We start from the raw sequence: 14395 nt of genomic DNA on the forward strand, positions 1-14395 counted from the left end.
CTGGAAAGCAGGGCGGGCGTCGGACGGCATCCGCTCTCACCGACGGTGAAAGCCGGTGCGCCGCAGGCGGGCCGGTGAAGCTCTCAGGTTGAGATGACAGAGGGGGAGGCCGTCCGGGCACCCGCGTCCTGGTGCCCCTCGTAGGTCGTGTCGGACCAGGAGGCCTCCCGATGACCGCCCACCGCATTCCGCTCGCGCAGCTTGAGCGAGGAACCCCCTTCGAACAGCGCCACATAGGGCCCGACGCCGGCGCGCAGGCGAAGATGCTGGCGCAGGTCGGCTACGGCTCGCTCGACGAGCTGACCGCCGCCGCGGTGCCCGACGCGATCAAGAGCGCGGAGGCCCTCGACCTTCCCGGCGCGCGCACCGAGGCCGAGGTCCTCGCCGAACTGCGCACGCTCGCCTCGCGCAACGACGTGGTGGCCCCGATGATCGGGCTCGGCTACTACGGCACGTTCACACCGCCGGTGATCCTGCGCAATGTGATGGAGAACCCGGCCTGGTACACCGCGTACACGCCGTACCAGCCGGAGATCTCCCAGGGACGTCTGGAGGCGCTGCTGAACTTCCAGACCGTCGTCGCCGATCTGACCGGTCTGCCGACCTCCGGCGCCTCCCTGCTGGACGAGGGCACGGCGGCGGCCGAGGCGATGGCGCTCGCCCGCCGTGTCGGCAAGGTCAAGGGCGGTGTCTTCCTGGTGGACGCCGACGCCCTGCCGCAGACCGTCGCCGTGATCCGGACCCGCGCCGAGCCGACCGGCGTCGAGGTCGTGGTCGCCGATCTGAGCGAGGGCATCCCGGCCGAGGTCGCCGAGCGCGGTGTCTTCGGTGTGCTGCTCCAGTACCCGGGCGCCTCCGGTGCCGTACGGGACATCAGGTCCGTGGTCGAGCAGGCGCACGGGCTCGGCGCGATCGTCACCGTGGCCGCCGATCTGCTCGCGCTCACCCTGCTCACCTCGCCCGGTGAGCTGGGCGCGGACATCGCGGTCGGTACCACCCAGCGGTTCGGTGTTCCGATGGGCTTCGGCGGACCGCACGCCGGATTCATGGCCGTACGCGAGAAGTTCGCGCGCAGCCTGCCGGGCCGGCTCGTCGGAGTCTCGGTGGACGCCGACGGGAACAAGGCGTACCGGCTGGCGCTCCAGACCCGTGAGCAGCACATCCGCCGTGAGAAGGCCACCAGCAATATCTGCACCGCCCAGGTGCTGCTCGCCGTCATGGCGGGCATGTACGCGGTCTACCACGGCCCGGAAGGGCTGCGCGGCATCGCCCGACGCACCCACCGGTACGCGACGCTCCTCGCCGAGGGCCTGCGCGCGGGCGGCGTCGAGATCGTGCACGGCGCGTACTTCGACACTCTCACCGCCCGTGTGCCCGGCCGGGCCGCCGAGGTGGTCGCCGCCGCCCGCGAGGACGGTGTCAACCTCCATCTCGTCGACGCCGACCACATCTCCCTGGCCTGCGACGAGACCACCGGCCGCACCCAACTGACCGCCGTATGGACCGCGTTCGGTGTCGAGGGCGACCTCGACGCGCTGGACGCGACGACGGACGACGCCCTGCCCGGGACGCTGCTGCGCAGCGACGACTATCTGACGCATCCCGTCTTCCACCAGTACCGCTCGGAGACGGCGATGCTGCGCTATCTGCGCAGGCTCGCCGACCGCGACTACGCGCTGGACCGCGGCATGATCCCGCTCGGCTCCTGCACCATGAAGCTGAACGCGACCACCGAGATGGAGCCGGTCACCTGGCCCGAGTTCGGCGCGCTGCATCCCTTCGCGCCCGCCGAGCAGGCCCAGGGCTATCTGACGCTGATCAGGGAGCTGGAGGAGCGGCTCGCCGAGGTCACCGGCTACGACGCGGTGTCCCTCCAGCCCAACGCCGGTTCGCAGGGCGAGCTGGCCGGGCTGCTGGCCGTACGGGCCTACCACCGGGCCAACGGCGACACACAGCGCACCGTCTGTCTGATCCCGTCCTCCGCGCACGGCACCAACGCCGCGAGCGCGGTGATGGCCGGGATGAAGGTCGTCGTCGTCAAGACCCGTGAGGACGGCGACGTCGACGTCGAGGATCTGCGTGCCAAGATCGCCCAGCACGGACCGGAACTGGCCGTTCTGATGGTCACCTACCCGTCCACGCACGGTGTGTTCGAGGAGCACATCGGCGACATCTGCGCGGCCGTGCACGACGCGGGCGGCCAGGTGTATGTGGACGGCGCGAACCTCAACGCGCTGGTGGGACTGGCCAAGCCGGGCAGGTTCGGCTCCGACGTCTCCCATCTCAATCTGCACAAGACCTTCTGCATCCCGCACGGCGGCGGCGGTCCCGGCGTCGGTCCCGTGGGCGTACGGGCGCATCTCGCGCCGTATCTGCCCAACCACCCGCTCCAGCCCGCGGCCGGGCCCGCCACGGGCGTCGGGCCGGTCTCCGCGGCTCCCTGGGGCTCGGCCGGCATTCTGCCGATCTCCTGGGCGTATGTACGGCTGATGGGCGGCGAGGGACTCAAGCGCGCGACGCAGGTCGCCGTGCTGGCCGCCAACTACATCGCCAAGCGGCTGGAGCCCCACTACCCGGTGCTCTACACCGGTCCCAACGGGCTGGTGGCCCATGAGTGCATCATCGATCTGCGTCCGCTCTCCAAGACCACCGGTGTCAGCGTCGACGACATCGCGAAGCGGCTGATCGACTACGGCTTCCACGCGCCGACGATGTCCTTCCCGGTGGCGGGCACGCTGATGATCGAGCCCACCGAGAGCGAGGACCTGACCGAGGTCGACCGCTTCTGCGAGGCGATGATCGCGATTCGCCGGGAGATCGAGAAGGTCGCGTCGGGCGAGTGGTCCGCGGACGACAATCCGCTGCGCAACGCGCCGCACACGGCGGCGGCGCTGGGCGGTGAGTGGGAGCACCCGTACAGCCGTGACGAGGCGGTCTTCCCGGCCGGTGTCTCCGCCGCGGACAAGTACTGGCCGCCGGTCCGCCGTATCGACGGCGCGTACGGCGACCGCAATCTGGTCTGCTCCTGCCCGCCGGTGGACGCGTACGACCACTGACGGTCATACGGTCGTACGCACTGACGGCCCTGCGGCCGTACGTCGGTCGGGTCATGTCATACGTCGGGGCCGGTGCGGAGGAGGTTCTCCGGGCCGGCCCCACACATCGCGGCGGCCCGAGGCCGCCCGGCGGCATCAGGCCGCCGTCACTACCTGTTCGGTCCGCAGCGGGCGGTGCGGTGCGATGATCTGCCCGTCCGGCAACAGCTCACCGGTGTCCTCGAAGAGCAGGACGCCATTGCACAGCAGACTCCAGCCCTGCTCCGGGTGGTGTGCCATCAGTCGTGCGGCGTCGCGGGCGGCGGAGTCGGCTGTCGGGCAGGCTGGTTGGTGCTGGCACATGGGCGAGTTCTTTCGCTGTGTCGTGGTGAGTGTCCTGCGGCTCGATGTGGTCATGGCCGCCCCCCGTATCTGTTTGGTCCAGTCCTAGTGTTGCCCTACAGATGGCAATCCGCAGGGATTTCGCGGCAGCTCTTCCTTCTGCTTAAGGACGTGTCACCCGGCCGGACGGTTCAGTTCAACTGGACTGTCCTTTCGGGTGGTTCAGGGTGACCTGAGATGACTACTCCGCATGGGCAAAAGAGTGCCCCGCGACCGAAGGGCCGCGGGGCACAAAGGAAGGCGTGGAGAGGAAGGCGCGGAGAACGTACGGAAAGTCCGCTGAAACGCCGAAGGCGCTTCAGGCCGGAGTGCGCAGCAATGGAGCGGGAGCGAGTCGTAGTCCGATCATCGGCAGCAACTCCGCCACCCGGTGCGGACGGTGGGCGGCGATGCCCGGCGGAGCCGGTGCGAGAGGGACCAGGATGTCGGTCGGCGCGGGCGCGCCGGTGGAGGCGTCCGCCTCCGTGTCGCCGTGCAGCCAGAGCGTGAGCATGTACAGCTCGGGGACCGACAGCAGCCTCGGTTGGTAGGCGGTCCCCAGTGTCTCCGCCTGGCGGAGCGCACGCTCCGTGGCGGTGATGTACGGGCCTTCGAAGAAGCGCGAGAAGGCCCAGCCGTCCGCGGTGAGCATGGTGTCGGCGGCGGCCACGGCGCGGTCGCCGCTGTGGATCAGGAACCGCCAGCCCGCCAGTCTGGTCTGCGGTGTGCGGCCCTCGGCGGTGCCGTTGCGGCTTGCCGGGGCGACATGACTGAGCACATGGACGGGAAGCGGCAGTTCGGGGCTCAGCGGTCCCTGGACGGACTGGAGAGCGGGAGTGCGGGCATCGCGCACGGCGGTAGGGGAACCGAGTGCCGCGAGAACGCTGCGCAGCGCGGGCGCGGGAGCCGGGGGAACATGCAGCGGCATGGTGGGTTGCCTCTCACTTCTGGAGACAGGGTGATGCGTGAGGTGGAGCGCGGGCGGGTGCGGACGTCACTGTCAGCAATCAGGTCAGAGGTCGGCACATGGTCGGGACGTGACCGGACACCGGCTCTCTGCCTGGTGAGCGAAGTTTATACGACGCGTGTTCACAGCATGTTTCTGCTAGCTCTCACGGATATTGCGGACAAGACATATTCCGGTCCATCTTCCTGCGGACTTTCTGTTGATAAACAGTGAAGGCAGGCGTCTGGCCTGGGATTATTCACCCGGCGGGGTCGGCCGAAACTCGCCACCGTTTTCCGTGGCCCATCGGACGGTGCAAACGGAACCCCACCGCCATGCCATAGGAATGTGCCGAACGACACTTGTGGGCACTCTACCGGTCGCCGGGCGCGCGTGGGGCGTTACGGATCACCCAGTCTGGGCATTATCGATCGTGACGCGAGCGGCCGACGCCGCGGGCTGCCCACTCGAGGAGGGACGCTTCGATGGGGGAGAAGGTCGACCCGGACGGCTCCGACCTGTCCGATCGGCGGAAATACCGCAGGAAGCTCCAGCAGTGCCTGGCGGTGCTGGGGCGGCTCCTGGCGGAGGAGAGGTTCGACCGGCCCAAGAATCTCATGGGCCTTGAGATCGAGCTGAATCTGGCGGGCTCCGACGGGATGCCCCGGATGATGAATGCGGAGGTGCTCTCCCGTATCGCGAGTCATGATTTCCAGACCGAACTCGGAATGTTCAATCTGGAAGTAAATGTAGCGCCGCACCGGCTCTCAGGAAGAGTTCTCGATCAGCTTGCCGAGGAACTGCGCGCCGGTCTCGGATATGCCCACCGGAAAGCGAGCGAAGTCGACGCGGGCATCGTGATGATCGGTATTCTTCCGACTCTCGGCCGGCATGATGTGGTCTCCGCGAATCTCTCGGACGTCCACCGCTACACCTTGCTCAACGATCAGATGGTGGCGGCCCGGGGCGAGGATTTCACCCTGGACATCGAGGGCGTCGAGCGGCTCACATGCACCTCGTCCTCCATCGCTCCCGAAGCCGCCTGTACCTCCGTGCAGTTGCATCTCCAGGTCACGCCCGACCGGTTCGCCGATGTGTGGAACGCGGCGCAGGCGATGGCGTCCGTGCAGGTGGCACTGGGTGCCAACGCACCGTTCCTGTTCGGCAGGGAGCTGTGGCGGGAGTCCAGACCGCCGCTGTTCGAGCAGGCCACCGACACCCGGCCGCCGGAGCTGAAGGCACAGGGAGTGCGGCCCAGGACCTGGTTCGGCGAGCGCTGGATCGAGTCCGCGTACGACCTGTTCGAGGAGAATCTGCGCTACTTCCCGCCTCTGCTGCCGATCTGCGACGACGAGGACCCGCTGCGGGTCCTCGACGAGGGCGGTGTGCCGGAGCTCCAGGAACTGGCGCTGCACAACGGCACGGTCTACCGCTGGAACCGTCCGGTGTACGAAGTCGCCGGCGGCGCACCGCATCTGCGCGTGGAGAACCGGGTGCTGCCGGCCGGTCCCACCGTCACCGATGTGATCGCCAACGCCGCCTTCTACTACGGACTGGTGCGCGCGCTCGCCGAGGACGCCCGGCCGGTGTGGAGCAGACTGCCCTTCACCGAGGCCGCCGCGAACTTCGACGCCGCCTGCCGCCATGGCATCGACGCCGAGCTGCGCTGGCCGCGCCCGGGACGGGCGGCCGGGATCACCACCGTGCCGGTGGTCAAGCTCGTACGCGACGAACTGCTGCCGCTCGCCGCGGCGGGGCTCGACGCGTGGCAGATCGAGCCCGCGGACCGGGACTTCTATCTCGGCGTCATCGAAGGGCGGTGCAACCGGCGGATGAACGGCGCCTCGTGGCAGGTGGAGACCTTCCATCAGGCGCTGGAGTCCGGGCTGGAGCGGGACGCCGCGCTCGCGGCCACCACCCGCCGCTACGCCGAGCTGATGCATCTGGGAGAGCCGGTGCACACCTGGACGGTAGGGCTGCCGGCACCGTCCGTCAGGAGACCGGGATGAGGCCGGGCGGGACGGGGACGGGACGGGCCGACGGCCGGGCGGCGCGTGGGACGGTCGCCGGGTGGGCCGGGCGGGCCGGGCTCAGGACTCGTGGAGGTGGCCGACCGCCATGATCGCCCGCAGGATCACGGCCCGGATGTCGGCGGGGTCGCTCACCTCGTACCCCGCCCCCTCCGCGGCCCTGGCGATCTCGTCGACCTCACGCCGGTCCGCGTCCGGTCCCACGGCGATCGCGATCAGCGGCACCGGGCGTCCTGGATCCACGAGTTCCTTGAGCCGCTTGATCAGTTCGCCGCGGGAGATGCCGTCGTCGTCCCGGTTCGAGCCGTCGGTGAGCAGGACCACCGCGTTGAACTTGCCCTGTACATAGCCCGCCTGGGCCTCCTTGTAGGCGGCCAGGGCCGTGTCGTACAGCCCGGTGTCACCGTCCGGGATGGGCTTGAGCGCGGTGATGGCGGCGGACAGTCGCTTACGGTGCGTGCCGCCCTTCACCGGCGCGCCGAGCCGGAGCGTCTCCGTCAGCTTGCGGTAGTCCTTGGCGCCGTCCAGCCGTGTGCTGAACTCCCACAGGCCGATCTCGTCCTCGGGCGTGAAGGTGGCGAGCGCTTCGAGCAGCGAGGCCTTGGTGACCTCCATCCTGCTCTGTCCCTTCCGTCCCGGCACGGGCGCCGTCATCGAGGCCGAGGCGTCCACGACCGTCGTCAGCCGGGCGCTCTGCACCGTCACCGTCCACAGGCCGAGGGCCTGCTGGACCGCCTCCGACGACGGCGGAGCGATGTCGCTCTCCGCGAACGGCTGCGGAGAGCGTCCGCCCGCCGTACGGACCAGCTCGGCCGGCACCGGAGAGTCCGGCGCGCCCGCCGCCCGGAAGCCGTGCTGCTCCAGCGTTCGGTACGAGGGCTTCTCGCCGAGCAGCAGCATGAACCGCATGGCGGCGCGGCTCTGGTCGGTGGTGAGCCTGGTCACGTCGACGAGGTTGTACGGATAGTCCAGCGCGGGCGCGCCGTCGGTCGGATAGAAGAGGCTCAGATTCGCCGAGCCGTCGCCCGCCGAGTTATGGGCGTAGGCGGCCTGTTCGGAGAGCAGGACCGCCTCGTTGGGGCGCGGGCTGTTCTTCCCGGTGCCCGCCCCGGTGCCCGCCGAGCTGTCGTCGGCCGCGAGCGTCCGGAGCACCTGGGCGTCGGTGTCGGAGACGCGCCGGGTGAGGAGTTTGGCCGTGGCGGCGGTCCGGGTGTCGCTCTTCGGCGCCTCCTGCCGCGAGGACTCGGAGATGCTGCTGAGCGCGAGCAGACCGGTGGCGCTGCGCGCCGGATCCGCCGCACCGAGGAGCAGCCGGTCCGTCTCGGTCGCCATCGCGGCGAGACCGGCCCAGGTGTAGGTCTTCCGGGGCCAGCCCAGCGCCGCGGCGGACGCGGGCGCCGCGGCCAGGGCCACCGGCGAGAGGGCCACATTGCCTGCCGGAGTCAGCGGGACGCCGCTGCCCGCGGTCGTGGCGCGGTCCACCCAGACATCGGAGTCGGGCACCCATATCTGGAAGTCGGGAGCGGCGGAGCCGGTGGTGCCGGCCGCGAGCATGTCCGCCACCTTGTAGTTCTCGCGGGCTTCGACCCGTACGTCGAGACAGCGGCCGTCCGAGGTCACCTGGTTCCGGCGGGCGCGGTCGGCGACGGCGCGCAGGGCCGGAGCGATGTCGGGCGAGGCCACCAGGTCCACCCGGACCGGAGCGCGCTCACAGGGACCGGTGAAGGAGAGCAGTCCGCTGCCCACCGCGATCCCGGCTCCCGCCGTCACGGCGAGGACGAGCGAGACGGCGATGGCGATGCGGCGGCGGCGCGGCGAACCGGCCCTGCCCACGCGCCTCACGGGCTTGTGGGGCAAGCTGTGACGTCCCATGGTCCCCGGCCTGTCGTACGCGATCTTCGTACCTGCATTCGAGACCCTAGCGGCACCGCGCGCGGCATGGGACGGGAATGGCATGGGACGGGACACACACTTGGAGGCGGGCGTGCAGGCGGAGGCGGGACGGGTGGCCGGTTCTTTTCCGGAGGAGGCCATCTCACGGAGGACCCTGCGGTCCGAGACGGTGCTCGTGCTGGCCCTGTCGCTGGGCGCGAGCGGTGTGTCCGCGCTCATCAGCTTCGTCGGCTCGCTGACAAAGCCGGGAGCGCTCAGCGACCAGGCGGCCTCGCTCAACTCGTCGGCGGCGCCCGGGCGGCCCTGGCTCGATCTCGCCTGGCAGCTCTTCGGGATCACCACCGCCCTGGTGCCGGTCGCGCTCGTCGCGCATCTGCTGATCAGGGAGGGCAGCGGGCTGCGCGCCATCGGCTTCGACGGCCGGCGGCCCTGGTCGGATCTGGGCCGGGGCACGCTGGTGGCGGCCGGTATCGGCAGCGCCGGGCTGGCGTTCTATCTGGTGGTGCAGGCCGTCGGCTTCAATCTGACGGTGGTGCCGGAGTCGCTGCCGGACGTGTGGTGGAAGTTCCCGGTCCTGATTCTCTCGGCGGTGCAGAACTCCGTACTGGAGGAGGTCATCGTCGTCGGATATCTGCTGCGCAGACTCGGACAGCTCGGCTGGACTCCGATGGCGGCGCTGGTGGCGAGCTCGGTGCTGCGCGGCTCGTACCACCTGTACCAGGGCATCGGCGGCTTCGTGGGCAACATGGTGATGGGCGTGGTGTTCGTACTGCTCTACCGGCGGTGGGGACGGGTCGGACCGCTGGTGGCGGCGCACGCGCTGCTCGATATCGGCGCGTTCGTCGGGTACGCGCTGCTGGCGGGGAAGGTGGACTGGCTGCCTACGGTGTAGGGAGCAGTTCGCCGTCGATGACGGTCACCGCCCGGCCCGTGAGCAGTGTCCGGTCGCCGCGTGACGACGTACGGACGAGTCCGGTACGGGCGGAGGCCTGGAGGCCGGTCAGCTCCGTACGGCCCAGCCGCGCGGACCAGAACGGCGCGAGCGCGGTGTGCGCGCTGCCGGTCACCGGATCCTCGTCGATCCCGACGCCTGGGAAGAAACCCCGGGAGACGAAGTCGTAGCCGCGGCCCGGATCCTCGGCGGCGGCCGTGACGATGATGCCGCGCCGGGAGGAACCGACGAGCGCGGCGAAGTCCGGGACGAGGGAGCGTACGGTCCGCTCGTCGGCCAGCTCGACCAGCAGATCGCCGACCTGCTCGGAGGTGTCGTGCACCGAGACCGGCCAGGCGCCGAGCGCGTCCGCGACCTCCTCCGGGATCTCCACGGGAGTCAGTGACGAGGTCGGGAAGTCGAGAGTGAAGGCGCCGTCCTCGTCCGCCGTGGCACCGAGCACGCCGGAGCGTGTCGCGAACCGTACGGCGCTCTTCGCGCGCCCGGTGGAGCGCAGCACATGGGCGGTGGCCAGCGTGGCATGGCCGCACATGTCCACCTCGGTGGCCGGTGTGAACCAGCGCAGCGCCCAGTCGGCGTCGCCGCCGGGCGGCAGCGGGTGGGCGTAGGCCGTCTCCGAGAGGTTCACCTCGGCGGCCACCCGCTGGAGCCAGCCGTCGTCGGGAAAGCCGTCGGAGTCCAGGACCACCACTCCGGCTGGATTGCCCGCGAAAGGGCGGTCGGTGAAGGCGTCGACGATTCGAATCCGCATCCTCCGAGCCTATGCGGGCGGCGGGACCGGCGTGGACACCGGCGTGAACGTGAGCGCGGACATGGTCGGGTTGGATGCTTGTCGATCGATGTGTTCCGATATATCGTTGACGCATCGCGACAGATCAACGATGAGAGGAGCGTAGCGATGCGTTCACATGGACATGAGCACGGTCATCACGGGCCGGGATCCGGTCACTGTGGGCCCGGTCACCAGGGTCACGGCGACTTCGAGGGACGGCGCGGGGCCTTCGGGCCGTTCGGGCCGCCCTTCGGCGGTCCGTTCGGCGGTGGCGGGCGTGGTCGCGGCGGTGGCCGGGGCCGGGCGCGCCGCGGCGATGTGCGCGCCTCGATCCTGGCGCTGCTGAAGGACCGGCCGATGCACGGGTACGAGATGATCCAGGAGATCGGCGAGCGCAGCGGCGGGGCCTGGCGGCCCAGTCCCGGCTCGGTGTATCCGACACTTCAGTTGCTGGAGGACGAAGGGCTGATCATCAGCCGGAGCGAGGGCGGCAAGAAGCTGTTCACGCTCACCGAGACCGGGCGCACCGAGGCCGAATCGGGGCCCGACGCCCCGTGGGAGGAGGCCGGGCGCACCTTCGACTGGGACACGGTGAACGAGATCCGTCAGGCCGGATTCGGGCTGATGGAGGCGTTCGGACAGGTCTGGAAGACCGGTACGCCCGAGCAGCGGCAGAAGGCCCTCGGGGTCATCAACGAGTCCCGTAAGAAGCTGTACCTGATCCTCGCCGACGAGGACTGACGAGGGCTGACGAGAACTGACGTACGGTCCCCGCCGGTACGACACGGGCCCCGCGGTTTCGGCCGCGGGGCCCGAGCGCGTATCCGTTCCCGGACGTCAGACCCGGTCGGCCCGGCCGAGCCGCCAGAACACCGCCGAGTCGAACCAGTCCGACGCCCGTGGATACGGTCCCTCGTCATGGCAGTGGAACGCCGCCCAGAAGATGTCTCCGCGCAGCGCGTCGGCCGGCGCGTACACGCGGTAGACGTACTGCCGCCCGTCCACGGCGAGCAGGGCGACCATCCAGTACAACGAGACTCTCCTCCCGGCCGCCGCAGGTGATGGCGCCGTCCGTACGTGTCGGACGCGAGGGCGCTCCATGGCGGTTGCGCACGGGCGGGGGACGGCAGGCGGAGGACGGCGATGCGCGGAAAGCAAGGCGGCGCGAGCCCCTGAGGGATAGGGGTGGCAATCTCCTACGTAAGGAGGAGAACCCGGCCGGACGCGCCCACCTTCGGTGGGACGCGGAAATGCTCCCCGCCGGGGATGTCAGGCGCAGACGGGACTGATGGGGTGGGAGGGTGCAAAGCCCTCCTCCGCGGGTGCCGGAACAGACCGCACCGACCCGAGCCGACAACGCGCCGGCGCGTGCCGGTGCCGAGCGGAGACGTGCCGCGGCCGAGGCCCGGCTCACGACGGAACTGGTCTCCGTGCTCTCGGGCGCGCGCCGCAGGGCGCTGCGCGACGGTGACGCGCAGATCGACACGGCCCATCTGCTGCACTCGCTGCTGGAGACGGACCCGGAGGTGCGGTCGGCGTTCGACAGCGGTGACCAGTTCGACGGCGGTGACCATGTGGGCGGTCAGGCGGGTGACCAGGTGGTCAAAGTGCTCGGCTATCTCGTCCAGCGCAGTATCGGCTACGGACTGCGCTGGCAGCGGACGGTGGAGGACTCGGGCGCCATGCCCGTGGTGCGGGAGCGTGCCATGAGCGGCTGGTCGCCGGGGGCCGTCACCGCCATGCGGCGCGCGCTGGAACGCGCCGCGCGGCACGGCGAACCGCGCGCCCGCGGGCTCGATCTGCTCGCCGCGCTCGTCTCGGACCGGGAGTGCCGGGCGGTCGATGTGCTCGTACGGGCCGGTGTGGACGCGGAGGCGCTGGCCGAGCGGCTGTCCCGGGCGCACGGGCAGGGTGCGGGGCCGGGCTGAGCGCTGAGAACTGAGTGCTGCGAACCGGGCGCTGAGAGCTGAGCGCTGAGCGCGACGGTGGTGGCTGCGCCGGCCGCTGTGTCTCGACAGGTGTCACAAGGGTGTTACTCCTGACGTCACCTGTCATGATGTCGCCATGCACGCGTCTCAGGGGAGGAGCGTCGGCCTGGGCATCGCCCTGGCGTCGGCGTTCGCGTTCGGCGGTTCAGGTGTCGCGGCCAAGCCGCTCATCGAAGCGGGGCTCGATCCGCTCCATGTGGTCTGGCTACGGGTGACCGGCGCCGCGGTGGTCATGCTGCCGCTGGCCTGGCGCCACCGCGCCCTGCTGCTGCGCAGGCCCGCGCTGCTCGCCGGCTTCGGCCTGTTCGCGGTGGCCGGCGTACAGGCCTTCTACTTCGCGTCGATCTCCCGTATCCCCGTCGGCGTCGCGCTGCTGATCGAGTACTTCGGCCCGGTGCTCGTGCTGCTCTGGGTACGTTTCGTCCAGCGGCGGCATGTCACCCGCGCCGCCGCCGTGGGCGTGGTGCTCGCGGTGGGCGGACTCGCCTGTGTGGTCGAGGTCTGGGCCGGGCTGAGTTTCGATCCGGTCGGAGTGCTGCTCGGGCTCGGCGCCGCCTGCTGCCAGGCGTTCTACTTCATCCTGGCCGACCAGGGCACCGGTGGTGAGGACGCGCCGGATCCGCTGGGTGTGATCGCGTACGGGCTGCTCGTCGGCGCGGTCGTACTGACCGTCGTCGCCCGTCCCTGGAACATGGACTGGTCCCTGCTCGGCGGGAGTGCCGACATGGGCGGCTCCGAGGTCTCCGCCGGACTGCTGCTGGGCTGGATCGTTCTGATCGCGACCGTGCTCGCCTATGTGACCGGCGTGGTCTCGGTGCGCAAGCTCTCCCCGCAGGTGGCGGGCGTGGTCGCCTGTCTGGAGGCCGTCGTCGCGACCGTACTGGCCTGGGTGCTGCTGCGGGAGCATCTCTCGGCGCCGCAGATCGTCGGTGGCGCCGTCGTGCTCGTCGGCGCCTTTATCGCGCAGTCGACGACTCCGACGGCGTCGGCTCCGCCGTCAGGGCCGGTGGCGGGCGGACCTGGTGGCGGGCGGGCGACGGAACCGTCCACGGGCGGGACGCGGTTGTCCGCCGAGCGCACCACACCGTAGGCTGCCGATCATGCATTCGACCGTACTGCCGCCTCCCGCCGCTTAGCGCGGGCGGCCATCCGCCGACGAAGACCGGGCTCGGGTTCGGCTGTCCGTTGGACAGCACTGACTCCCGTGCGGTTCGTCGCTGCCCGCGTGACGGAGCTGAGCGACCATCCACCCGTTCTTCACACGGAGACGTCACGTGTCGATGCCTTCTTCCGCTTCTTCTTCCGCGCCCGCTTCCGCTATGCCTGCCGGGTCCGGCATGCCCGTCGGGCGGGGCCTGTTCTTTCTGATCATCGCCGGGATCGCCTGGGGGACCGCGGGAGCCGCCGGCTCGCTGGTCTACCGGATCAGCGATCTCGGTCCTCTCGCGCTCTCCTTCTGGCGCTGTGTCGGCGGGCTCGTCCTGCTGCTCGGCGCGCTCGCGCTGCGGCGGCGCCGTGAGCCCGTGCCCGCCGCTGAGCCTCGGCGCCGGCGGCTGCTCCGTACCGTCGCCACCGGCATCGGTCTGACCGTCTTCCAGAGCGCCTACTTCGCCGCCGTCGAGGCGACAGGGCTCGCGGTCGGCACGGTGGTCACCCTCGGCGCGGGACCTGTCCTCATCGCGCTCGGCGCGCGCTTCACGATGGGCGAGCGGCTGGGCGGCGGCGGTCTGGTCGCGGTGACCGGCGCGCCGGCCGGTCTCGGAGTGCTCGTACTGGGCGGCGGGAGCGGCACCGTACGTCCCGTCGGAGTGGCGCTGGCGATCCTGTCGGCGGCCGGATACGCGGCGATCACTCTGCTCACCCGGAGGCTGGGACGGGACGGCGGCGGAGCCGACGCCATGGCCACCACCGCCTGGGCCTTCGCCATCGGCGCGGTCCTGCTGCTGCCGCTCGCCGTGGGCGAAGGGCTGGTGCCGCACACCGCGGAACCGGCGCGCGTGATCTGGCTGCTCGTGTACGTCGCGGCCGTGCCCACGGCGCTCGCCTACGCGCTCTACTTCGCGGGCGCGGCGGTGGTGCGTGCCGCGACCGTCTCCGTGATCATGCTGCTGGAGCCGGTGAGCGCGGCGGTCATCGCGGTCGGGCTGCTCGGCGAGCGGCTGACCGTCGCCACCGTCGTGGGCACACTCCTGCTGCTCGCGGCGGTGGCCGGGCTCGCGCTGGCGGAGGCCAGGAGTGCGGCGGTCCGGCGCAGGGCCGCGGCGGCACTGGTCTGACACCGGGCGACGGCGGAGGCGCGGATCTCATGGATCTCATGTCCGTGATCCTGTCCGTGATCCGCGCCTCCGTCGCGTGGTGAGGGCGCCTCATGCCTGCGGGAGAGCACCCCGTGCATGTG

The 14395-nt window shown here is 70.6% G+C and carries 12 protein-coding genes; 7 read left to right on the top strand and 5 right to left on the bottom strand.

Features of this window, described 5'->3' with window-relative positions:
* Positions 1–170 precede the first annotated feature (170 nt).
* Positions 171–3056 (top strand): aminomethyl-transferring glycine dehydrogenase, encoded by a 2886-nt coding sequence (gene gcvP, locus ACFV6H_RS34625; RefSeq protein ID WP_385550438.1) that lies wholly within the window; start codon positions 171–173, stop codon positions 3054–3056.
* Positions 3057–3191: 135 nt separating this feature from the next.
* Here the strand turns inward: gcvP and ACFV6H_RS34630 are convergent, their stop codons facing one another.
* Together ACFV6H_RS34630 and ACFV6H_RS34635 are read right to left on the bottom strand one after the other, a co-directional pair.
* On the bottom strand, positions 3192–3398 hold the full coding sequence (locus ACFV6H_RS34630) for a DUF5999 family protein (protein ID WP_066949957.1): 207 nt from the start codon (positions 3396–3398) through the stop codon (positions 3192–3194).
* 337 nt (positions 3399–3735) lie between these two features.
* Positions 3736–4344 carry a hypothetical protein gene (locus ACFV6H_RS34635; RefSeq protein WP_093588974.1) on the bottom strand — a complete coding sequence of 203 codons (609 nt, stop codon included), beginning with the start codon at positions 4342–4344 and terminating at the stop codon, positions 3736–3738.
* A 503-nt stretch (positions 4345–4847) separates the two neighbouring features.
* Here ACFV6H_RS34635 and ACFV6H_RS34640 point away from each other — a divergent pair.
* Positions 4848–6371 carry a glutamate--cysteine ligase gene (locus ACFV6H_RS34640; protein ID WP_385550440.1) on the top strand — a complete coding sequence of 508 codons (1524 nt, stop codon included), beginning with the start codon at positions 4848–4850 and terminating at the stop codon, positions 6369–6371.
* 81 nt (positions 6372–6452) lie between these two features.
* On the opposite strand, the gene ACFV6H_RS34645 is transcribed toward ACFV6H_RS34640, so the two are convergent.
* On the bottom strand, positions 6453–8264 hold the full coding sequence (locus ACFV6H_RS34645) for a hypothetical protein (protein ID WP_385550442.1): 1812 nt from the start codon (positions 8262–8264) through the stop codon (positions 6453–6455).
* Positions 8265–8376: 112 nt separating this feature from the next.
* On the opposite strand from ACFV6H_RS34645, the gene ACFV6H_RS34650 reads away from it, so the two are divergent.
* Positions 8377–9177 carry a CPBP family intramembrane glutamic endopeptidase gene (locus ACFV6H_RS34650; RefSeq protein ID WP_384986613.1) on the top strand — a complete coding sequence of 267 codons (801 nt, stop codon included), beginning with the start codon at positions 8377–8379 and terminating at the stop codon, positions 9175–9177.
* On the opposite strand, the gene ACFV6H_RS34655 is transcribed toward ACFV6H_RS34650, so the two are convergent.
* Positions 9167–9988, bottom strand: a complete 822-nt coding sequence (locus ACFV6H_RS34655; protein ID WP_385550444.1) for a PhzF family phenazine biosynthesis protein — start codon at positions 9986–9988, stop codon at positions 9167–9169. The genes ACFV6H_RS34650 and ACFV6H_RS34655 overlap by 11 nt on opposite strands.
* Positions 9989–10135: 147 nt before the next feature.
* On the opposite strand from ACFV6H_RS34655, the gene ACFV6H_RS34660 reads away from it, so the two are divergent.
* Positions 10136–10750: a PadR family transcriptional regulator gene (locus ACFV6H_RS34660; protein ID WP_384793104.1), complete on the top strand. Its 615-nt coding sequence runs from the start codon at positions 10136–10138 to the stop codon at positions 10748–10750.
* A gap of 96 nt (positions 10751–10846) precedes the next feature.
* On the opposite strand, the gene ACFV6H_RS34665 is transcribed toward ACFV6H_RS34660, so the two are convergent.
* Positions 10847–11041: a hypothetical protein gene (locus tag ACFV6H_RS34665; protein ID WP_385550446.1), complete on the bottom strand. Its 195-nt coding sequence runs from the start codon at positions 11039–11041 to the stop codon at positions 10847–10849.
* Positions 11042–11310: 269 nt separating this feature from the next.
* Here ACFV6H_RS34665 and ACFV6H_RS34670 point away from each other — a divergent pair, with 269 nt between their 5' ends.
* From ACFV6H_RS34670 to ACFV6H_RS34680, 3 genes are all read left to right on the top strand, one after another.
* Positions 11311–11937 carry a Clp protease N-terminal domain-containing protein gene (locus ACFV6H_RS34670; protein WP_385550448.1) on the top strand — a complete coding sequence of 209 codons (627 nt, stop codon included), beginning with the start codon at positions 11311–11313 and terminating at the stop codon, positions 11935–11937.
* A 136-nt stretch (positions 11938–12073) separates the two neighbouring features.
* Complete coding sequence (locus tag ACFV6H_RS34675; RefSeq protein WP_385550450.1) at positions 12074–13087, top strand: DMT family transporter; 1014 nt, start codon at positions 12074–12076, stop codon at positions 13085–13087.
* A 229-nt stretch (positions 13088–13316) separates the two neighbouring features.
* The gene (locus ACFV6H_RS34680) at positions 13317–14273 is read left to right on the top strand and encodes a DMT family transporter (protein ID WP_385550452.1); all 957 of its coding nucleotides are present in this window, start codon (positions 13317–13319) and stop codon (positions 14271–14273) included.
* Positions 14274–14395: the final 122 nt, after the last annotated feature.

The organism is Streptomyces sp. NPDC059743 (genome assembly GCF_042732975.1).
Classification (GTDB): domain Bacteria; phylum Actinomycetota; class Actinomycetes; order Streptomycetales; family Streptomycetaceae; genus Streptomyces.